The organism is Neisseria sicca 4320 (assembly GCF_000193735.1).
Lineage (GTDB): Bacteria > Pseudomonadota > Gammaproteobacteria > Burkholderiales > Neisseriaceae > Neisseria > Neisseria sicca_E.
This window is the reverse complement of record NZ_AEPF01000008.1, coordinates 31,305-52,197: the sequence shown is the minus strand read 5'-3', so window position 1 is coordinate 52,197 and position 20,893 is coordinate 31,305. Positions and strand designations below refer to the sequence as shown.

Below are 20,893 nucleotides of genomic sequence, written 5' to 3'. Positions count from 1 at the left end.
CAGCTTTTATTTCGAAACTTTCAAAACCATTCTCAAACCAAACTCAACAACCTACCTCAACAACACCAAAGGTCGTCTGAAATCTTTTTCAGAAACAAAGTTCGTCTGAAATCTTTTTCAGAAACAAAGTTCGTCTGAAATCTTTTTCAGACGACCTTTGCTAATCCAAACACAGTCACAAACAGATAATTGTCAATTTAACGCTGTAGCAAGATTTCCAATACAAACTTACTACCTACATAAGCAAACATTAGACTGACAAACCCGATAATTGTCCAAACAGCTGCCTTTTTGCCCCGCCATGCAGTCATACTGTGCTTAAGCAGCAAAGCACCGTAAATTAACCATGAGAGGATGCCAAATACTGTTTTATGGGTAAATGTAACGGGTTTACCGAATACAGCCTCCGCAAAAAAAGTCCCGCTGACAACTGAATAGGTCAATAAAATAAAACCTACCCACATCCCTTGGAACATGAGTTTTTCCAAACTCAGTAAAGACGGCAGAAAACCGGACAAACTGGAAACACGTCTTCTATGTAGATTACGGTTTAACAGTAAAATTAAAACGGCAAATAAAGTCACAATACCGAATAAACCGTATGCCAGCAGCGATGTACCAATGTGCGACATAAACGGCAGATCATTGATTTGGTAACCGACATATTTACCCGGAAACAGCGCGCCCAATAATAAGGTAAACGCTGCACAAGGGTATAAAAGTAGCTGCAATCCGCGCAGACGATAGAAAAAACTACCAACGAAATACACCAGCAGCATTAACCATACAATCAAACTGACGGAATAACCGAAGCCCATAATCAATACTTTGTCTTGAATGACAGGCATGAGTAATACGGCACCGTGCACGGTTAGTGCGGTACCTAAAACTGCCAGTTCGGCTTTGAGGGGATAATCTTTAATATCTCGGGTCTTATGGTTGAACCAAACGAATATACCCAATCCGGCATACACCAGTATCAGGCAAATCAGGATAGTCGGCATAACAAACTTTCTTGGCGCGCATACATAACCGCACGCGATAGTGTAAAATGATCTCAATTTTATTTTAGCAAAGAATGCCCCGAACAGGGCAGCTATTATCATTACCAAGGACAAGCATGTTAGACAACTTAACCAACCGCTTTAGTAAAGTTTTCAAAAATATCCGCGGTCAAGCAAAACTGACAGAAGACAACATCAAAGAGGCGCTGCGGGAAGTCCGCCTTGCCCTGCTCGAAGCGGACGTAGCCCTGCCCGTCGTAAAAGAATTTGTCAACAACGTCAAAGAAAAAGCGCTCGGACAAGAAGTTACCGGCAGCCTGACTCCCGACCAAGCCTTTATCGGCGTAGTCAACCAAGCCCTGATCGAATTGATGGGCAAAGAAAATTCCTCTTTAGATTTGGCAGCCGTACCGCCTGCTGTCGTTTTAATGGCGGGTCTGCAAGGTGCCGGTAAAACCACCACTGTCGGCAAACTCGCCCGCCTGCTGAAAAACGAACAGAAGAAAAAAGTCTTGGTCGTTTCAGCCGACGTATACCGCCCTGCTGCTATTGAACAGTTGCGCCTTTTGGCTGAGCAAGTCGGCATTGACTTTTTCCCTTCCGATTCCAACCAAAAGCCTGTCGAAATTGCCACTGCTGCGATTGATTATGCAAAAAAACACTTTTACGACGTCTTGATGGTCGATACCGCCGGACGCTTGGCAATTGACGAAGAGATGATGAATGAAATCAAAGCGCTGCACGCAGCCGTCAATCCGATAGAAACCTTATTCGTCGTCGATGCTATGTTGGGTCAAGACGCCGTGAACACCGCACAAGCATTCAACGAAGCCTTGCCGTTGACCGGCGTCATCCTGACCAAAATGGACGGCGATTCTCGTGGCGGTGCGGCATTGTCTGTGCGCCACGTTACCGGAAAACCTATCAAATTTATCGGTATTGGTGAAAAAATCACAGGTCTCGAGCCCTTCTATCCGGACCGTATCGCCAGCCGCATCCTCGGTATGGGCGACGTGTTGAGCCTGATTGAAGATGTCCAAAAAGGTATAGACGAAGAAGCCGCCGCTAAAATGGCGAAAAAGCTGCAAAAAGGCAAAGGCTTCGACCTCAATGACTTTAAAGAACAAATCCAGCAAATGCGCAATATGGGCGGACTGGAAAGCCTGATGTCAAAAATGCCGGGCGAACTGGGTCAGATTTCCAAACAAATTCCCGAAGGCACGGCAGAAAAAGCCATGGGCAAAGTTGAAGCCATCATCAATTCTATGACGCCTAAAGAACGCGCTAACCCTAACCTGCTCAAAGCCAGCCGCAAACGCCGCATTGCCGCAGGCGCCGGCACCAGCGTGGAGGAAGTCAACAAAATGCTCAAACAGTTCGAACAATCGCAACAAGTGATGAAAATGTTCAACGGAAAAGGACTGGGCAAGCTGATGCGTATGGCAAAAGGCATGAAGGGCATGAAAGGAATGTTCCCCGGAATGTAATCATCAGGAAATCTAAGAGAGGTCGTCTGAAAACTGAAATTGGGTTTTCAGACGACCTCTTCGTATTGAGATTCTAGTCAGTCAAAAGCATGGCAATCTATTATTACAAAAAAATAATAGTCATCCCCTAACTGTAAAGTGCAACCGCTTTTACCCATGCAAGCACCTCGCGAGACAGTTTGCGCAAGTAATTTACCGTCGAATCACCGCACGCCCCTGAAGCATACAATTCAACAGTTTTACCCTGCCAGTAGCGCTTAGCAAGCCAAGAGGCACGCGCAAGATGGAAAGCATCGCTGACAATGATGATTTTGTTCGCATCCCGTAGATCCGGTACACTCAGCACGATATTTTCATATGTACTTTTTGAATGTTCTTCCAACCGTATTTTTTCGGACGGTACGCCCATTTCCACGGCCATATCGCGCATAGTTTGAGCTTCATTGCTGCCGTCCCCGTCCGTTCCTCCGCTCATCAGCAATTCACCCACTTTACCTTGCCGATACAGCCTGACACCTGCTTCAACCCGCGAGCGCAAACAAGGATTCGGTTTTCCTCTGCGGTTAACAGCATTACCTAAAACAACGGCAATATCGGCAGAAGACAGGTTTTCAGACGACCTTTTTTTCACATTGGCTGCACATAGATGCAGCCAGCTCAAAACAGCACACCATACCAAAAAACAAACGATGCACAATATCCAATACTTTTGCATTAATACTCCGGTAGATTTTGACCTTGGGTCATCATAGCATAATCTCTTTCACCATCTTCCAAGGTTTCAGACGACGCCCCTTGGCCGCCGATTACTTATTGCATCCCTCCCCTTCCATCTTTATAATGCGCACACTCTTACGGGAGTAGCCATCTGATTTCACTGACAATCAGAGCCGTTATCAACATAATTGACCGAGTTCTACAAAGATCGGTCATGGTGGCGGCATCTTCCTGACAACACTGGAAGACAGGCAAGACGTAAGCGTTGTCCATACCCTTGCGGGCGGTATGTGCAACGCTTTTTGTTTTTGCCCGCTTCGGTTGAGTATCTTATGGAAGCATTTTTTTCTTCAATGTTGGGCGTTGCCATTGCCGAAATCGGCGATAAAACGCAACTGCTCGCTCTTTTCCTTGCCGCACGTTTCGCCCAGAAAAACGCGGTAGTCTCCGGCATCTTCATTGCCACTTTACTGAATCATTTGGTTTCCACATTTGTCGGCGTATGGCTGGCGGAAGCCATTTCTCCTGAGACCGTCAAATGGGTCGTCGGCATCAGCTTCATCGCAGTCGGCTTGTGGCTGCTCCTGCCCGATAAAGATGAAAACCCCGACAGCCGATGGCTCAAATACGGCGCGTTCGGAGCGACGGTTTTCCTGTTTTTCATGGCGGAAATCGGCGACAAAACCCAAATCGCCACGGTTTTACTGGCGGCAAAATACCAATCCTTATCCATGGTCGTACTCGGCAGCGTCGCCGGACTGATGTTGGCAACCGTCCCTGTGGTTTATCTGGGCGATATGCTGATGAAAAAAATCCCCGCCAAAGCCGTGCGGATTTCCGCCTGCGTACTGTTTTGCGTATTGGGCGCCATCACTTTGTCCGGTGGCGGCATTATGTTGAAATAGGTCGTCTGAAATGTGGGAAATCTTATTTCGACATCCGGATTTTGTCGCCATCAACAAGCCGCAAGGCGTATCCGTACATCAAGAAGAGGGCGAAGTCAGCTTGACGCAGACGCTGGCGGCGCAGCTTGGTCTTGAGCAGGTTTGGCTGCTGCACCGACTGGACAAGCTGACCAGCGGCGTGCTGCTGTTTTCCCTGAACTCGCAAAGCGCGTCGGAGCTGGCGCAGCAATTTGCCACCAAAACCATACGTAAAACTTATTTGGCACTGGCAACGGACAAGCCGTCTAAGAAGCAAGGTTGGATCAAAGGCGATATGGAAAAATCGCGGCGCGGCACATGGAAACTGATGCGCAGTATGGAAAATCCCGCCGTGACCGAGTTTAACAGCCATAGTTTAGAACCCGGCTTGCGTTTGTTCGTCCTACATCCGCATACGGGCAAAACCCACCAGCTTCGTGTCGCCATGAAAAGCTTGGGCAGTCCGATTTTGGGCGATACGCTCTACGGCGGGAAGCCTGCATCGAGGATGTTCCTTCATTCCTGGAAAATCAAATTTGATTATCAAGATCAGGCGTTCGAAATCATCGCGCCCTTGAGTGAGGAATGGCCTCCATTGGATTTCATTCATGAATAAATCCAAAATATCTGACAAGGTTTCGTGTATCGCATCAGATAATCGGAAATAAAAAAACCGCTAAGAAAGCGGGTAGTTAGGGCAACACCTTTTCAAAGTCGAAAATAATACGGGTGGCGTGGTTTTCTTTCCAGCGGTGTAGATTGTCGGTATGCCAGCGGCGGGCGATTGATTCAAAGGTATTTAAGGCGGCGGCTTGCCGTTCGCGCTTTTCCTGTTGCTTGGCTTCGCTGGGGTCTTGCCCCGATACAAGCAAACGGCGGGCGTTTTCAGCGGCTTGGCGGGCTTCTACCAGTGATATGGTTGGATATTTGCCGATTGAAAGCGTTTTACGTTTGCCGTTATGCGAAAAGTCAAACCGCCATAACTTCCCGCCGCTCGTATTGATATACAGATACAAGCCCTTGCCGTCATTCAGCTTAAACTGTTTTTCGGCAGGCTTGGAGTTTTTGATTTGTCGGTCGTTCAGCTTCATTTTTACGGTATTTTTTCGAGGTATTTTTCAGATACCGCAAAAGATACCGTAAATTTTAGGTTGCTTCAATTAAGCTGAATTAGACGGAATTATACAATCAGGAAGAAGACTATAGGATAGCAATCAGTCTGAAAGCCTTGTATTTATTGAGATTGGTTGATGGTATTAGACAGGATTAAACGAAAAAAAAACGCCTAGAATTTCTAAGCGTTTTTGTGTGTTGGTGCCGACAGCGAGATTTGAACTCGCACAGCCTACGGCCACTACCCCCTCAAGATAGCGTGTCTACCAATTTCACCATGTCGGCATTTGAAAAACTGTTATTTCTGCTGCTGAGGAGCGGGTGCAGCAAGTGCGGGTTGGTTTTCAGCGGGAGCGGCGGGCTTAGGTGCCTGCTGGGTTTGTTGTACGTTGCTGAAGTCCAAACCGTGTTTGTTTGTATGGGTATGGATATAAACCATTGCCATGCAGGTTGCGAAGAAGAAAGTCGCTGCGATGGCGGTTGCGCGGCTCAGGAAGTTTGCGTTGCCTGCGGAACCGAATACGCCCTGCGCGCTGCCGCTGCCTGACCCGAAGGTCGCGCCTGCGTCTGCGCCTTTGCCGTGTTGCAGCAATACTAACACAACCACTGACAAAGCGGAAATAATATTAATAATCCAGATAAGGGTTTTAAAGGCTTCCATATGTTTTCTACGAGGCTTGTGCTGCGTTGATGATGGCGGTAAATGAGTCATATGATAATGACGCGCCGCCAACCAATGCGCCGTCTACATGAGGTACTGCGAAGATGTCGGCTGCATTATCTGCTTTCACACTTCCGCCGTAAAGAACGCGGATTTTAACATCGCTTCCGCACAAAGACAAGATTTCTTTGTAGATGAATGCGTGCATGTCGGCAATTTGTTCTACGGTGGCGACTTTGCCGGTACCGATTGCCCATACCGGTTCGTAGGCGACGGCGATGTTTTTGGTGTCCAGCCCTTGCAATACGGAGAGTTGGTGGGCGATGACTTCGTGTTCTTTGCCGGCTTCGCGCTCTTCGAGGCTTTCGCCGACGCACAATAGGGGAATGAGACCTACGTTGAGGACGTTTTCCATTTTGCGGCGTTGGATTTCGTTTTTCTCGCCGAAATAGAGGCTTCGTTCGGAGTGTCCGATGAGGACGATGTCTGTGCCGATGTCGGCGAGCATTTCTGCGGAAACTTCGCCTGTGTAGGCTCCGTTGTTGGGGAAGCGGCTGACGTCTTGGGCGCAGGTGAGGATGCGGTTGTTGAGGACAATCTGCATGGCGTTGTGCAGTTGCAACAGGTAAACGGTCGGGGCGGCGAGGCCGATGAGGACGCGTTCGGCGGTGGGCATGATGCGGAAGCGGTGCATGAGTGCGTTGTTGTTTTGGAGTCGGCCATTCATTTTCCAGTTGCCGATGACCCATTTTTGATCCCACATTCCGATTTGGTGATGCATCTTTTTTGCTCCGTGTTGTGTTTCTTGGTTGCACGCTGCGTGTAGCGTGATGTAACGTGAAGTTTAGTGGATATGCGACGGGTTCGCAACTTGAAACGGGCGGAATGTTTGGATACGCGATGGTTGCTTGGGGTCGTCTGAAATGCTGTTTCAGACGACCTGTTCTATAATAACTGCTTGATATACACATATATAGGACATGGCTATGCACGTGCTTCATTTTTCGGCTTCGGACAAGGCTGCTCTTTATCGGGAAGTGTTGCCGCAGATTGAGTCTGTGGTGGCGGATGAGACGGATTGGGTGGCGAATTTGGCGAACACGGCGGCGGTTTTGAAGGAAGCGTTCGGCTGGTTTTGGGTGGGTTTTTATTTGGTCGATACGCGTGCGGACGAATTGGTTTTGGCGCCGTTTCAGGGGCCTTTGGCGTGTACGCGGATTCCGTTCGGACGCGGGGTGTGCGGTCAGGCTTGGGCGAAGGGCGAGACGATGGTGGTCAAGGATGTCAACGCGCATCCCGACCATATTGCCTGCTCGTCTTTGTCGCGTTCGGAAATAGTGGTTCCGCTGTTTTCAGACGACCTTTGCATCGGCGTGTTGGACGTGGACAGCGAACATCTGGCGCAGTTTGATGAGACAGATGCTTTGTATTTGGGCGAACTGGCGAAGATTTTGGAGAAGCGGTTTAAGGCTTCGCGTCAGGCGGCTTGAGACTGAAAAAACAGGCGGGCGGCGCGCGCTGAAGTTGGCGCGGCGGGAGTGTGGTTTTATAATGTCTGCCATTGATAAAACAATTATTTAACGGAGCACAAAATGGATTTTGAAAAAGCGCGGTTCAACATGGTCGAGCAGCAAATCCGTCCGTGGGATGTATTGGATTTTGACGTTTTGGACGCTTTGGAGGAGATTCCGCGCGAGCGTTTCGTGAACGAGTCTTTGCAGGGATTGGCGTATGCCGACATGGAGCTGCCGCTTGCCAACGGTCATAAGATGCTCGAGCCGAAAGTCGTGGCGCGGTTGGCGCAGGGTTTGAAGCTGACCAAAACCGATACGGTTTTGGAAATCGGTACGGGTTCGGGCTATGCGACCGCGCTCTTGGCGAAACTGGCGGGTAAAGTGGTTTCAGACGACCTCGATGCCGAGCAGCAAAACCGCGCCAAAGCAGTGTTGGACGGCTTGGCTTTGAACAATATCGATTATGTGCAAAACAACGGGCTGACCGAGCCTTCCGCGGGCGCGCCGTTTGATGCGGTTTACGTCGGCGGCGCGGTGGACCGCGTGCCTGAAGTGTTGAAAGAACAGCTGAAAGACGGCGGTCGCATGGCAGTCATCGTCGGTCGTCAGCCGGTACAACGCGCGCTGCTGATTACGCGTAAGGGCGACCAATTTGAAGAAAAAGTCTTGTTTGACACGCTGGTCGCGCATTTGGACGATAAAGAAAACCGTCCTTTCGGCGATTTCGATTTTTAATCTTTTTTGAACTCAAAGGTCGTCTGAAAACTAGCCGGACATGGCGAAACGTTTTCAGACGACCTTTCATCGTTTCCATCATTTCACACACACAACATCATGACAATTCCACAACTCACTCCGTTGCAACTGCGACAATGGCAGCAAGAAGGCCGCGCATTCCATCTGCTGGATGTACGCACCGACGAGGAAACCGCCGTCTGCGTCCTGCCCGATGCCATCCATATTCCGATGAACCTGATTCCGCTGCGCCAAAACGAGCTGCCCGATGACGATTTGCCGATTGTGGTTTACTGCCACCACGGCATCCGCAGCCTGCATACGGCGATGTATCTGGCGGACGCGGGGTTTGAAAATCTGTTTAACCTGCAAGGCGGGATTGATGCTTGGGCTTTGCAGGTGGATGGAGCGATGGCGAGATATTGATAACGCTAAAAGGTCGTCTGAAAACCATTTTTCAGACGACCTTCTTTCATATTCCCGCTTCAATAATGCGGCGGAATTTCATCACGCAGGCTGTAAGGTTCGCGCTCTCCGTTTGCGCCTTTGTCCTGCATTTTTTGATAAAGCAGCCTCAACTGCGCCTGCTGCAAATCCAGCGTCTGCTGCATTTTCGCCACCGTATCGTTCAGGCTGCCGATTAAGTCTTCCTGAAGCGCAGTTTGGATTTCCAGCTCGGTGATACGGTGTTCCAATTCGTCCATTTCACTCATTTACAGCACCATTGCGGCAACCCAGCCCGCAATCATCAGCGGGATATTGTAGTGGATAAAGGTCGGGATGACGGAGTCGCGGATGTGGTCGTGTTGTCCGTCGGCGTTCAGACCCATGGTCGGGCCGAGCGTCGAGTCGGACGCGGGCGAACCTGCGTCGCCCAACGCGCCCGCCGTGCCGACGATGGCGACGGTTGCCAGCGGCGAGAAGCCGAGACTGATACACAGCGGCACATAAATCGCGGTAATAATCGGCAAAGTGGAAAAAGAAGAGCCGATACCCATGGTGACCAACAATCCGACCAACAACATGGCAAATGCCGCCATACCTTTATTGCCACCGAAAAGCTGCATACTGTGTTCGACCAGCGGTTTGATTTCGCCTGTCGCGGTCATGACTGCTGCAAAGCCTTGTGCTGCAATCATGATGAAACCGACCATCGCCATCATTTTGATGCCTTCGCCGAACACGTCGCTGGCGGCATTGCGGTTCATCACGCCGAGCATCATGAAGACGGCAAAACCCAGCATCGCGCCCAACACCAGCGAATCTTCATACATCAACTGAATCGCAAAACACACGCCGATTGCGATTGCCGCCACTAGACTGCGGTAAGCCGAAGGTTGGGGCTGTTCGGATGCTTCGCGATTGTCCTCGGTATCAACGGTATTGGTTTGATAAAAACGCGGTTTGCGGTAATGGATAAACGCCAAAATCAGCCCTGAAACCATGCCCAAAGCAGGAATAGCCATCGCGTGCATGACGCTGATGTCTTTGACGTCCATACCCGCAGATTTGATGTTGCCCAAGAGGATGTCGTTCAAGAAAATCGCGCCGAAGCCGAAAGGCAGGAACATATAAGTCGTAACCAATCCGAACGTAATCACGCAAGTAATCAATCGACGGTCAACTTTCAAACGGTTAAACACCAGCAAAAGCGGCGGAATAATCATCGGAATGAAGGCGATATGGATAGGCACGACGTTTTGACTCATGATGCCCATCGCCAGAATAATCAGCAGCAGCGTCCATTTCACCGAACTCTCGCCTTTTACTGCATCCTGACTGCCATTGAGTTTGCGGATAATGCCGCCCGCAAGCTGCTGCGGCAGCCCCGAATAGGTAATCGCCATCGCAAACGCACCGAGCATCGCGTAAGACAAAGAGATCCGCGCGCCGCCCTTCAAACCTTCGTTAAACACGGGAATAATCCCCGACTGCGTAACATTGCCTGCGGTATCCACGATGTTTTCCAGCGGCATTCCCGCCACCAAGCCGCCGACGAACGCACCGACAGTCAGGCTCAATACGACGTGTACCCGCGACAGGGACAACACGAGCATCACGATTACTGCAATCACTACGGCATTCATGCCTTTTCTCCATTTCAGACGACCTGTCGGCCATCTATTTATATATTAAAAGAAACATCATAACCTAACATGATTTAACACGCTAGGGCAAGCCGCCTTTCAGACGACCCGCCTTATCCCGCTGCCTAAAATAAAGGTCGTCTGAAAACAAGTGAAACAAGTTTTCAGACGACCTTGGGTGGGTTTTGGGTTGCAAGCACCGCGTGCGTGCGTGCGTACCGCATACACCCTACACCCGATGCCCAGTTTCAGTAGGTCGGATTCTCGAATCCAACGGCTATTTGAGATGGCAGCGGCTTTTGTCGGATACAAGTATCCGACCTACGGCTGCGCACACATGGTTGGAGAGAGATACATAACTTACTTCTTATAACCCTAGCGACGATTTTGAGAGAACGCAAAAACAATCGCGAAAAAGGTTAAAATTAAGACATTTTTTAATGCCTGTAAAAATTCTGTATCAAAAAATAGCCACTGTACACAAGCTGATATAAATAACGATTTCAGGGAAATAAAAATTAGAAATCCCATCTTGTCTAGATTTTCGTTATAGTCCCAAAATATACTTACAAGTGGACACCATAAATGTTTTGTCATTAATTTAGATAGCCAAAAAATTGGAACATATAATATAAGCACAATGAACCATACAAAAATATTAGCATATCCACCAGTCATTGGTATTTCAGGCAAATACATTCCAACATATTTAGCTTGATTTAAATAAACCTGATTTTTATCAAAGAAGGTGTTTAATATAATTGGCATTGAAAAAGATGCTAATATGATAAAATAAGTAAATGTATAGAAAGACACTTCCCCAATAAATTTTTTTACTTCAGATCTCCTCTTGGCTTTTATATCATTAGGATAAGAGGACGTATCTTGAGTAGGTATCCGAGCAGAATCTCTAGATATCCCTTCTTCACATTTATATCTAGATTTTTTCCATAAGCTGGTAAATATACCTATAATAATAGCTGTAACAATACCGCAAACAATGTTTAAGGCTATTGATTTCAAATCATTCGAATCAAGCATTTTACTTCCTTAAATTTGGATAAATCAAAAACGTAACAGTTGAATATTTGTGCGTTCTCAATGCGCCTCTTCCCAATTCATTCCCACGCCAACCTCCGCCACCAGCGGCACGTTCAACATCCCCTCATCCACTTTCGCCATAATCTGCGGCAGTTTTTCTTTGACTAAATCCAGTTCGGCTTCGGGTACTTCCAGCACCAGTTCGTCATGCACCTGCATAATCAGTTTGCTTTGCAAGAGGTCGTCTGAAAGCCAGCGGGACACGTCTATCATGGCGCGTTTGATGAGGTCGGAGGCGGTGCCTTGCATGGGGGCGTTGATGGCGGCGCGTTCGGCTCCGGCGCGGGCGTTGGCGTTTTTGTTGCGGATGTCGGGCAGGTAGAGGCGGCGGCCGAACAGGGTTTCGACGAAGCCTTGGGCGGCGGCTTGTTCTTTGGTGCGCTGCATGTATTCGGCAACGCCGGGATAGCGGGCGAAGTAGCGGTCGATGAAGGTTTTGGCGGACAGGTTGTCTATGCCCAGCGATTTGGCGAGACCGTATTGGCCCATGCCGTAAATGAGGCCGAAGTTGATGGTTTTGGCGTAGCGGCGTTGTTCGGGCGAGACGTTTTCGGGGGCGATGCCGAATACTTCGGCGGCGGTGCGGCGGTGTACGTCTTCACCGTTTTGGAACGCGGCGATGAGGGTTTTGTCGCCGGAGAGGTGCGCCATGATGCGCAGCTCGATTTGGGAGTAGTCGGCGGAAACGATGACGCTGCCTTGCGGTGCAGTGAAGGCGCAGCGCACGCGGCGGCCTTCGGCGGTGCGGATAGGGATGTTTTGCAGGTTGGGGTTGTTACTGGCGAGGCGGCCGGTGATGGCGACGGCTTGGGCGTAGGTGGTATGCACGCGGCCGTCTTTGGGGGAGATCATTTCGGGCAGTTTGTCGGTGTAGGTGGATTTGAGTTTCGCCAGGCTGCGGTTTTGCAGGATGATTTTGGGCAGTGGGTAGTCGGGCGCGAGCTGTTCGAGCACGGCTTCGTTGGTGGAAATGCCGCCTTTGGCGGTTTTTTTCAGACCTTTGGTGGGGATGCCCATTTTGTCGAACAGGATTTCTTGCAGCTGTTTGGGCGAGTTGAGGTTGAACGGCTGGCCTGCGGCGGCGTAGGCTTCTTGTTCGAGCTTCATCAGCTCGGCGCCGAGTTCCGCGCTTTGGCGAGCGAGTTCGGCGCGGTCAATTTGTACGCCGTTGCGTTCCATTTCAAACAATACCTGCGCGACGGGCAGCTCCATTTTTTCATACATTTCAAGCTGTTTGGCGTCCATTTGCGCGCGCAGGTGCGCTTCGAGGCGCAGGGCGAAATCGGCGTCTTGTGCGGCGTATTCGGTCGCTTGCTCGATGGCGACATCGGCAAAGCCGATTTGCTTCGCGCCTTTGCCGCACAGCGATTCGTAGGTAATGGTTTCCAAGCCGAGCCAGCGTTCGGACAATTCGTCCAAGCCGTGTCCGAGATGGCTCTCGATGATGTAGGAAGCGAGCATGGCGTCGCCGGCAATGCCGTTCAGGGCGATGCCGTAGTTGGCGAAAACGTGTTGGTCGTATTTGAGGTTTTGCCCGATTTTTTTCAGAGCGGGGTTTTCCAAATATGTTTTCAGACGACCTAATACGTCTTGCAAATCAAGCTGTTCAGGCGCGGCAGTCAGGCTGTGTCCTACGGGGATGTAAACCGCTTCGCCTGCTTGGAACGCGATGCTGATGCCGACCAGCGCAGCGTTCATCGCGTCTAATGACGTGGTTTCTGTATCGATGCCGATTGTGTCCGTCTGCGACAGTTTGTCCAACAAAGCGGCAAACTGCGCTTCGGTGGTAACGGCTTGATAATCCAGCTTTTCGGGGGCGGGGGCATGTTCTATGATTTTTTCAGACGACGTTTCCATGTCCAGTGCCGCCTGCTCGCCTATCGTATCGCTGCCGAACAAATCGCCGTCCGCCGCTTCGTGCATACGGCTTTCCGCTTCTTTCAACCAAGTGCGGAAGCCCCAGCGTTTGAAATCGACCGCAAGCTGCGACCATTTCGGCGAAGTGCGGCGCAGGCTTTCGAGGCCGTCTGAAAGCTCGGTGTGTAAATCCACATCCGTTTTAATCGTTACCAAATCATACGAAAGCGGCAGTTGGGGCAGCGCGGCTTGCAGGTTTTCGCCGACCTTGCCTTTGATTTCCGCAGCGTGTTCCATCACACCAGCCAGCGAGCCGTAGGCTTCCAGCCACTTCACCGCCGTTTTCGGACCGCATTTCTCCACGCCCGGCACATTGTCCACTTTGTCGCCCATCAGCGCGAGATAATCGCGGATTTGGTCGGGGCGCACGCCGAATTTCTCCTTCACGCCTTCAATGTCCAGCGTTTCGCCGCTCATCGTGTTCACCAGCGTCACGCGCTCGTTCACCAGCTGCGCCATGTCCTTATCGCCGGTGGACACCACCACATTCCAACCCGCTTCGCCGCCCATCGCCGCCAGCGTGCCAATAACGTCATCCGCTTCCACTTGCGGAATCACCAGCACCGGCCAGCCCATCAGCCGCACCAAATCCGGCAAGGCTTCCGCCTGCGGGCGCAAATCGTCCGGCATCGGCGGACGCGTCGCCTTGTAGTCGGGAAACATCTCGTGGCGGAAATTCTTACCCTTCGCATCAAACACCACCGCGCAATAGTCATGCACATAATCCGCACGCAGCCGGCGTAGCATGTTCAACACGCCGTAAAGCGCACCCGTCGGCGCACCATCAGGCGCGGTCAATTGCGCCATTGCGTGATACGCGCGGTAGAGATAAGAAGAGCCGTCAACGAGGAGGAGAGTGGGTTTGGACATGGTGAACCTGCTTGAAATAAGTGAAAAATAGATGGATGGATTATAAAGGAAAAGGCAAGAGGTCGTCTGAAAGCAAGTTTTCATGGCATAACACGTTCCACTCAAAACGCCCTTCCTTTTTGCGACCAGGCCGTTAGACATTGCCGTAGAAAGGTCGTCTGAAATTTCAGACGACCTTTTTGCATACCGTCAATGCAGCATCCATCAATATTCCGCCGAATGCCAAAACGGCTGGCCTACGGTCGGCGTACTGGCTTGCGCTTTGGTTCGCGCTTCGACCGGTCCGGCTTCAAATGCCAGCCGCCCGGATTCGACGGCGAGTGCGAAGGCGCGCGCCATGTTGACGGGGTCGCCGCTGCGGGAAACGGCGGTGTTCAGCAATACGCCGTCAAAACCCCATTCCATCACTTGCGCCGCCTGCGAGGGCAAACCCAAGCCCGCGTCGATAATCAGCGGCGTGTCGGGCAGGCGTTCGCGCAGGACTTTTAGTGCATAGGCGTGAACCGCGCCCAAACCTGTGCCGATGGGCGCCGCCCACGGCATCAATGCCCGACAGCCCGCGTCGAGCAGGCGGCGGCAGGCAATCAGGTCTTCGGTGCAATAAGGCAGCACTTTGAAGCCGTCTTTAATCAGGATTTCCGCTGCTTCGACGAGTTGGAACACGTCGGGCTGCAACGTGTCGTCATCTCCGATGAGTTCGAGTTTGATCCAATCGGTTTCAAACACTTCCCGCGCCATCTGCGCCGTCGTTACCGCTTCCTGCACGCTTTGGCAGCCTGCTGTGTTCGGCAGCACGGGCACACCGCTCTCTTGCAACAGCGACCAAAACCCCTGACCATGCGCCTCGCCTCCGCTTCCCGCGCGGCGCAGAGAGACGGTAATCATCGCAGGCTGGGCGGTTTGGATGGATTTTTTGAGAATTTCAGGGGTCGGGTAGGCAGCCGTGCCGAGCAGCAGCCGAGAAGGGAAAGTTTCTCCGTATAGGGTGAGCATGATGGGTTCCTTTGTATAGTGGATTAACTTCAAACCAGTACGGCTTTGTCTTGCCTTAGCTCAAAGAGAACGATTCTCTAAGGTGCTGAAGCACCAAGTGAATCGGTTCCGTACTATTTGTACTGTCTGCGGCTTCGTCGCCTTATTCTGATTTTTGTTAATCCACTATAACGTTGTTTTTGGGACAGGGGTCGTCTGAAAAGGCAAAACCGCCTAGCCGCCGACCACCGGCCGCACAATATCGACTTTGTCGTTTTCGTTCAAAACCGTTTCCGCATACGCGCCTTTGGCGACAAATCCGGTATTCACGGCGACGGCAAAAGGCTTTTGCGGCGCGGTTTGGGCGATGAGGTCGGCAACGGTCGTGCCGTGAAGTTCGGCGGGTTCGCCGTTTAAGATGATGTTCATGGTTTCTCGATATTTCGGTGTTTATAGAGGTTTTCAGACGACCTTTGGCAAAGGTTGGGTTTCAATTCAACCTACAACACTTGCAGGGGCAAATTATTTTTTGTCCTAATGATACAAATCAAAAAAATTACCACATTGCTTTAAATCTACGCCTTTTTGTTGCAACATCAGACCTTCTTGTCGAATAAATTCGAATGTATTGATGTATGCAACATTGTCATCATTCACTTTGCTGAATAAGTCATCACCCTGTTTCAATGTGGCTATCCAGTTACGGCGAATATCTTCCGCCTCACGATTGCTCAATGACGGCATCTTTTGTAGAGCATCACTGATTTCATTGTTCAAATACCAGTGAATAACAAAAAGTGCTATTGCCATGCCGTCAGGGCTGTACATTTCATTGAATTTTTTTTCTACCGTCTTAACCCTGTCTGCCGGAAGGTTTTTCATTTTTTGTTCTATAAATCGGTCGGGGGCTCCTCCATCTTTATTCATATGTTCAAGCGCGCCGGTCAGTACGCCGCAAAGCAGATACAGTTCTTTTTTCTGCGGTTCTTCCTTGTGACTTGCGGCTGAAGCTGTCGATATGAAACTGAAAGATAAAGCTCCGATCAATAATCCGTTGAGCAATTTTTTCATGGTCATCCACTATAAGTTTCTTTATTCGCGATGCGCCTGCTCTTGCTTGAACCCGTCGCCCCATTCCTTCAATGCCGTCAGTACGGGGGCAAGCGTTTTGCCGTAGTTGGTCAGGCGGTATTCCACGCGCGGCGGGACTTCGGGATACACAGTGCGCAAAATGATGCCGGCAGCCTCCAATGCACGCAGTTGCGCGGTCAGCGTGCGCTGCGACACATCGGGCAGGATGCGGCGGATTTGGTTGAAGCGCAGCGTGCCGTCCGTGTGCAGGCGGTAGAGTATCGTGCCTTTCCATTTGCCGCCGATGACGGAAAGCGCGGCTTCCACCGAGCAGCCTTCGGCGCAGTCGTAGCTTGGGTGCGGTGTGCGGGACATGGTGGTATCCTTTAAGTAACTATCTGAAAAATATGTGCGTTCTTGTTAATGATATGTTTCGGGCACATGATACACGCTTTCAGACGACCTATTAGGAAAACATTATGAAAGCCATCGGTTTCACCCGCCCTTTACCCGTTTCCAACCCTGAGACCTTGCTCGACATCAATTTGCCCGAACCCGAACTGCGGCCGCACGATATTTTGGTTGCCGTGCAGGCGGTTTCGGTCAATCCTGTCGATGTGAAAGTTCGGGCGGCGCATACGTCTGAGGCAGGAGCGTACCGCGTATTGGGTTACGACGCGGCAGGCATCGTTCAGGCAGTCGGCAGCGAAGTGCGGAATTTCAAAGTCGGCGACGAAGTGTATTATGCGGGCGCCCTCAACCGTCAAGGTTCAAACGCACAATTACAAGCGGTCGACGCGCGCATTGCTGCCAAAAAGCCGTGTTCGCTGGATTTTGCCCAAGCCGCCGCGCTGCCGCTGACGGCAATTACTGCATGGGAAACGTTGTTCGACCGCTTGGACGTGAACAAACCCGTGGCAGGCGGCGCAAATGCGCTGCTCTTAGTCGGCGGCGCAGGCGGGGTCGGCTCGCTTGCCATCCAGTTTCTGAAAAAGCTGACCGACATCCAAGTCATCGCCACCGCCTCCCGCCCTGAAAGCCGTGCGTGGGTGGAGAAATTGGGTGCGGATTTCGTCATCAACCATCATGAAAACATGGCGGAACAGATTGCCGCGTTAAATATCGGCGCGCCATCGTTCGTTTTTTCCACCAACCATACCGACCGCCATCTGCCGCAAATCGTGGAGCTTATCGCCCCGCAAGGCAGAATCGCGCTGATTGACGACCCCGAAACGTTGGACGTGAACCCGCTCAAAGGCAAAAGCCTGTCGCTGCATTGGGAATTTATGTTTACCCGCCCGCTGAGCGAAACGGCGGACATCGAACGTCAGGGCGAAATCCTTGCCGAAACCGCTCGGCTGGTGGACGAAGGCATCATCCGTCCGACCGCCACCCAAATCCTGCACGGCATCAATGCTGCCAACCTGCGCCGCGCCCATGAGATGCTGGAAAGCGGGGATATGGTAGGGAAGCTGGTGATCGAAGGCTGGGACAATTAAATCCGCCGATTATTCTTTACGCCGTTATGCCCGCTGGTGCCTGTATGGCATCCGAAATAACGGCAATCGAATATCCTAATTGAGCAGGTCGTCTGAAATTTGGTTTTCAGACGACCTTATTCATTCCACAAAGCCCGAAACGCTTTAACCACGGCTTCGGGATTTGCCGCTTCGGTAACGGCGCGGACGACGGCGAGAGAGGGAACGCCGGTAGCAAGGACGGCTCGGGCGTTGTTCAAATCGATGCCGCCGATGGCGACGACGGGCGTGCCGCCTGCCTGTTTCACATATTCGCGCAGTTTGTCCAAATCTTGCGGGGCGGTGGGCATTTGCTTGGTCGTGGTCGGGAAAATCGCGCCGCTGGCGACGTAGCTGGGATGTACGGACAGGGCGCGGTCGAGTTCGGCGACGGAGTGTGTACTCAAACCCAAACGCAAACCGGCGGCGGCAATGGCGGCAAGGTCGGCGGTGTCCATGTCTTCTTGTCCGAGATGCACGCCGTATGCGCCTGCTTCTATCGCCTCGCGCCAGTGGTCGTTGATAAAAAGCTGTGTACGGCTGCCCTGACAGGCGGCGACGCAGCGGGCGATTTCGCGTTTCAATTCATCGCCGTGCAGGGTTTTACAGCGCAGTTGCACCGTGTCGGCACCTGCTTTGACCATGCGTTCCACCCAATCGGCTGTGGGAACGACGGCGTAGAATTTAAGCGGGGATTTTAGGGGTGGGAAGGTCATGGGGGTGTCCTTTTAAGTTATCGCTGATGGCGTTCTTGCAGGCGTTCGGTATGCGCCCGCAGTTTTTCTCCATCGGCTTGGTATTCGTTTGAAGACAGCACGGCGGTTGTTGCTTCTATTTCCTGTGGCAGCAATAAGGTCGTCTGAAAACGTCTGATATAGGATGCTGCCTGTCTGATACGGCAGACATTCGGCGGCATTTGCGTTTTCAACTCACAATCGCCGAGGAAAACCACCATCGAATGAAATTTTTCTTCCGGCAGTTGCAGCAGTTCGGATAATGCTTTGATGTGTGCGTAATTTTGGCGTAACGGATTTTGAAAGTAGTGTTTCTGCTTATAGACGACTTGAGTCCATTTCGATTGCTTCTCGTTGCCGAAAATCCAACCTGTGTAATTTTTGGTTTCTATGACAAATATCCCAAAAATTGAAACATAAATATGGTCGATTTGCGTCGTGCCGCTGCGGGACGGAATAATCAAATCGTGAAATTCGATATAGGTTTCTTCATCCAAATCTTTTCCGATTACTGAACGGACTGCCCGTTCGCCTATGCGTCCTTTTACTTTGGGATTTTGGAGAAATGCTTTCAAGAAAAGCAGGGGAATGACGAGCAGGAAAATCCAAAAGATACCTGACAGGTTTCCTATTGCTTGTTCAATCATGACGTTTTCCTTTTTGTTTTATTGTTTAATGAAAGTGAGCAGCTTGGTATAGCCATCTAATGGGGTCGTCTGAAAACATCGAGTATTCATATTTATGCCGTAAAGTAGAAGACGGATGATACTTGATGGGAAGCTCCCGCTTTTATAACCAACGGCGGACGCGCCGATAGTAAGACTCGTACTCTGCACCGAATTTCTGCGCCAAAACGCGTTCTTCGGGCATGATTTGAAAGCGTGTCATATAGACAACAAATGCAGCCAAAAACAACCACGGCAGCGGGTGCGCCAAATAGCCCGCCCATGCAACCAGCCAGCAGCCCATACCCGCATACATCGGGTTGCGGCTGAAACGGTACACGCCGTCTGAAACAAAGTGTTCGGTTTGTTCGGGGTTGAACGGGCTGATGGTCGTGCGCACACGACGAAACGCCCGCACACCTAATACGCCCAATGCCGTCCCAAACACCATCAAAACAACCGACAACAATATAGGAAAGCGCGGCAGTATGCCGGCCAACGCCGACACTTGGGCAAAGACGTACATCAACAACGCACAAATAAAACATATCGCCGGCGGCGGAATTTTGGTTTCTAAATTCATATTGTTACCTTTATAAAACTGATAGCGTATAAAACTGATAGCGCGGCGTTTTCAGACGACCTCAAATTTATCTTTCAATATACGCCAAACCGCTTTCTTCATCACGTTCGGGCGCATCTTTTCCGTCAAACAGGGCGACTGCCAATCTGACGGCGGTGGCGGTTACGGCGGGGGAAATCATGAAGCCGTGGCGGAAAAGGCCGTTGATTTCAATCAGGCGTCGGGCGCGGCTGTAACGGATTTCGGGGTTGTGGTGATTGAGCGTGGGGCGCAGGCCGGTGGCGATTTCGAGGATGTCGGCTTCGCCGAAGGCGGGGTGGACGGCATAGAGCGCGGACAAGAGTTCCAGCCCGGAACGCACGCTGGCGGGGGCTTGGCTTTCGCTTTCGATTTGGGTCGCGCCGATGACGAAGACGTGGTTTTCTTTCGGGGCGATGTAGAGCGGATAACGCGGGTGCAGGAGGCGCACGGGGCGGTTGAGTGTGATTTCGGGTGTATAAACCCGCGCCACTTCGCCGCGTATGCCGCGCAAGGTGCTGGTGTGTTCGGGGGATTGGTTCCACGCAGTTTTGGCGCCGTAGCCGCGGCAGTCGATCAGCCAGTCGTATTGGGCTTGCAGGTCTTCGGGGGCGCATTCGTGTTCCCAGTGGCAAGGGACGTTCAGTTCGTCCAAAGCGTCGGCAAGTGCAGACAACATCTGTCGCCCGTCGAGCTGACCTTCGGTTGGCAGGTAGATGCCGTCTGAAAAACGTCCGCCGAGTTGCGGTTCGCGTTCGGCGATTTCATCGGCATGCCAACGGACGATTTCGTCATCCGCCACGCCGCCGCGTTTGAGATGGCGCACGAACTCGCCGGATAATGGCTTGTCCTGACCGTGCCATACAATCAGGCTGCCGTTTTCTTGCATCATGGTCAGTGTTTTCAGACGACCTCTAATGTTGCGCCACAGCGGAATGCTCTGCCTGCCCAGTTTGATGACTTCAGGCGTAGCCTCGACCGCTTCAGCCGCAGGTGCGAGCATGGCGGCGGCAACATAAGCGGCGGCGTTTTCACCTTTGCGTCCGCCTTTGTCAAAGAGGGCAACCGATAAACCTTGTTCTGAAAGTTGTAAGGCAGTCAAGCGGCCGCAGAGGCCGCCGCCGAAAATGGCGATACGGGGCATGGTGGATTCCTTTGCAGTATTTGGGCAGTCGTGAGGACGAAAGATGAGATGGAAGCGGAA

The 20,893-nt window shown here is 51.4% G+C and carries 24 protein-coding genes and 1 tRNA gene; 7 read left to right on the top strand and 18 right to left on the bottom strand.

Going from position 1 to position 20,893, the window contains the following annotated elements:
- Positions 1-197 precede the first annotated feature (197 nt).
- On the bottom strand, positions 198-1,004 hold the full coding sequence (locus NSCA4_RS0100535) for a cytochrome C assembly family protein (protein WP_029609420.1): 807 nt from the start codon (positions 1,002-1,004) through the stop codon (positions 198-200).
- 116 nt (positions 1,005-1,120) lie between these two features.
- On the opposite strand from NSCA4_RS0100535, the gene ffh reads away from it, so the two are divergent.
- A complete protein-coding gene (ffh, locus tag NSCA4_RS0100530; RefSeq protein WP_016686333.1) occupies positions 1,121-2,491 on the top strand; it encodes a signal recognition particle protein in 1,371 nt (456 codons plus the stop codon).
- A gap of 127 nt (positions 2,492-2,618) precedes the next feature.
- Here the strand turns inward: ffh and NSCA4_RS0100525 are convergent, their stop codons facing one another.
- Positions 2,619-3,206: a YdcF family protein gene (locus NSCA4_RS0100525; protein ID WP_016686332.1), complete on the bottom strand. Its 588-nt coding sequence runs from the start codon at positions 3,204-3,206 to the stop codon at positions 2,619-2,621.
- Between the two features lie 334 nt (positions 3,207-3,540).
- Between NSCA4_RS0100525 and NSCA4_RS0100520 the strand changes: the two genes are divergently transcribed.
- Positions 3,541-4,113, top strand: coding sequence for a TMEM165/GDT1 family protein (locus NSCA4_RS0100520; RefSeq protein WP_016686331.1), 573 nt, complete (start codon positions 3,541-3,543; stop codon positions 4,111-4,113).
- A 10-nt stretch (positions 4,114-4,123) separates the two neighbouring features.
- Complete coding sequence (locus tag NSCA4_RS0100515) at positions 4,124-4,747, top strand: TIGR01621 family pseudouridine synthase (protein ID WP_016686330.1); 624 nt, start codon at positions 4,124-4,126, stop codon at positions 4,745-4,747.
- 76 nt (positions 4,748-4,823) lie between these two features.
- Here NSCA4_RS0100515 and NSCA4_RS0100510 read toward each other — a convergent pair whose 3' ends face one another.
- The 4 genes from NSCA4_RS0100510 to tpiA form a co-directional block, all read right to left on the bottom strand.
- Entirely contained in the window at positions 4,824-5,222 is a 399-nt protein-coding gene (locus NSCA4_RS0100510; protein WP_016686329.1) for a tyrosine-type recombinase/integrase, read from the bottom strand.
- Between the two features lie 221 nt (positions 5,223-5,443).
- Positions 5,444-5,529, bottom strand: a tRNA-Leu gene (locus tag NSCA4_RS0100505).
- Positions 5,530-5,542: 13 nt separating this feature from the next.
- Positions 5,543-5,905 carry a preprotein translocase subunit SecG gene (gene secG, locus NSCA4_RS0100500; RefSeq protein ID WP_016686328.1) on the bottom strand — a complete coding sequence of 121 codons (363 nt, stop codon included), beginning with the start codon at positions 5,903-5,905 and terminating at the stop codon, positions 5,543-5,545.
- Positions 5,906-5,912: 7 nt separating this feature from the next.
- Complete coding sequence (gene tpiA / locus NSCA4_RS0100495; RefSeq protein WP_003742925.1) at positions 5,913-6,686, bottom strand: triose-phosphate isomerase; 774 nt, start codon at positions 6,684-6,686, stop codon at positions 5,913-5,915.
- Positions 6,687-6,891: 205 nt separating this feature from the next.
- Between tpiA and NSCA4_RS0100490 the strand changes: the two genes are divergently transcribed.
- From NSCA4_RS0100490 to NSCA4_RS0100480, 3 genes are all read left to right on the top strand, one after another.
- A complete protein-coding gene (locus tag NSCA4_RS0100490) occupies positions 6,892-7,395 on the top strand; it encodes a GAF domain-containing protein (RefSeq protein ID WP_016686327.1) in 504 nt (167 codons plus the stop codon).
- Between the two features lie 102 nt (positions 7,396-7,497).
- On the top strand, positions 7,498-8,154 hold the full coding sequence (locus tag NSCA4_RS0100485; RefSeq protein ID WP_003742923.1) for a protein-L-isoaspartate O-methyltransferase family protein: 657 nt from the start codon (positions 7,498-7,500) through the stop codon (positions 8,152-8,154).
- Positions 8,155-8,253: 99 nt separating this feature from the next.
- A complete protein-coding gene (locus NSCA4_RS0100480; protein ID WP_016686326.1) occupies positions 8,254-8,580 on the top strand; it encodes a rhodanese-like domain-containing protein in 327 nt (108 codons plus the stop codon).
- A gap of 59 nt (positions 8,581-8,639) precedes the next feature.
- Here the strand turns inward: NSCA4_RS0100480 and NSCA4_RS0100475 are convergent, their stop codons facing one another.
- The 8 genes from NSCA4_RS0100475 to NSCA4_RS0100440 form a co-directional block, all read right to left on the bottom strand.
- On the bottom strand, positions 8,640-8,867 hold the full coding sequence (locus NSCA4_RS0100475; RefSeq protein ID WP_003742919.1) for a SlyX family protein: 228 nt from the start codon (positions 8,865-8,867) through the stop codon (positions 8,640-8,642).
- Complete coding sequence (locus tag NSCA4_RS0100470; RefSeq protein ID WP_016686325.1) at positions 8,868-10,241, bottom strand: Na+/H+ antiporter family protein; 1,374 nt, start codon at positions 10,239-10,241, stop codon at positions 8,868-8,870.
- 375 nt (positions 10,242-10,616) lie between these two features.
- Positions 10,617-11,282, bottom strand: a complete 666-nt coding sequence (locus NSCA4_RS0100465; RefSeq protein ID WP_016686324.1) for a hypothetical protein — start codon at positions 11,280-11,282, stop codon at positions 10,617-10,619.
- Positions 11,283-11,339: 57 nt separating this feature from the next.
- On the bottom strand, positions 11,340-14,129 hold the full coding sequence (gene polA / locus NSCA4_RS0100460) for a DNA polymerase I (RefSeq protein WP_016686323.1): 2,790 nt from the start codon (positions 14,127-14,129) through the stop codon (positions 11,340-11,342).
- A 204-nt stretch (positions 14,130-14,333) separates the two neighbouring features.
- Positions 14,334-15,122: a thiazole synthase gene (locus NSCA4_RS0100455; RefSeq protein ID WP_016686322.1), complete on the bottom strand. Its 789-nt coding sequence runs from the start codon at positions 15,120-15,122 to the stop codon at positions 14,334-14,336.
- A gap of 213 nt (positions 15,123-15,335) precedes the next feature.
- Entirely contained in the window at positions 15,336-15,530 is a 195-nt protein-coding gene (gene thiS / locus NSCA4_RS0100450; protein WP_003684673.1) for a sulfur carrier protein ThiS, read from the bottom strand.
- A 105-nt stretch (positions 15,531-15,635) separates the two neighbouring features.
- Entirely contained in the window at positions 15,636-16,172 is a 537-nt protein-coding gene (locus tag NSCA4_RS0100445) for a hypothetical protein (protein WP_141565451.1), read from the bottom strand.
- A gap of 21 nt (positions 16,173-16,193) precedes the next feature.
- Positions 16,194-16,547, bottom strand: a complete 354-nt coding sequence (locus NSCA4_RS0100440; RefSeq protein WP_016686320.1) for a winged helix-turn-helix transcriptional regulator — start codon at positions 16,545-16,547, stop codon at positions 16,194-16,196.
- Between the two features lie 104 nt (positions 16,548-16,651).
- Between NSCA4_RS0100440 and NSCA4_RS0100435 the strand changes: the two genes are divergently transcribed.
- A complete protein-coding gene (locus tag NSCA4_RS0100435; protein ID WP_016686319.1) occupies positions 16,652-17,671 on the top strand; it encodes a zinc-binding alcohol dehydrogenase family protein in 1,020 nt (339 codons plus the stop codon).
- 116 nt (positions 17,672-17,787) lie between these two features.
- On the opposite strand, the gene thiE is transcribed toward NSCA4_RS0100435, so the two are convergent.
- The 4 genes from thiE to NSCA4_RS0100415 form a co-directional block, all read right to left on the bottom strand.
- A complete protein-coding gene (gene thiE / locus NSCA4_RS0100430) occupies positions 17,788-18,405 on the bottom strand; it encodes a thiamine phosphate synthase (protein ID WP_016686318.1) in 618 nt (205 codons plus the stop codon).
- 17 nt (positions 18,406-18,422) lie between these two features.
- A complete protein-coding gene (locus tag NSCA4_RS0100425; RefSeq protein WP_016686317.1) occupies positions 18,423-19,070 on the bottom strand; it encodes a nuclease-related domain-containing protein in 648 nt (215 codons plus the stop codon).
- A 142-nt stretch (positions 19,071-19,212) separates the two neighbouring features.
- Complete coding sequence (locus NSCA4_RS0100420) at positions 19,213-19,671, bottom strand: methyltransferase family protein (protein WP_016686316.1); 459 nt, start codon at positions 19,669-19,671, stop codon at positions 19,213-19,215.
- Between the two features lie 67 nt (positions 19,672-19,738).
- Positions 19,739-20,833 (bottom strand): FAD-dependent oxidoreductase, encoded by a 1,095-nt coding sequence (locus NSCA4_RS0100415; protein ID WP_016686315.1) that lies wholly within the window; start codon positions 20,831-20,833, stop codon positions 19,739-19,741.
- Positions 20,834-20,893: the final 60 nt, after the last annotated feature.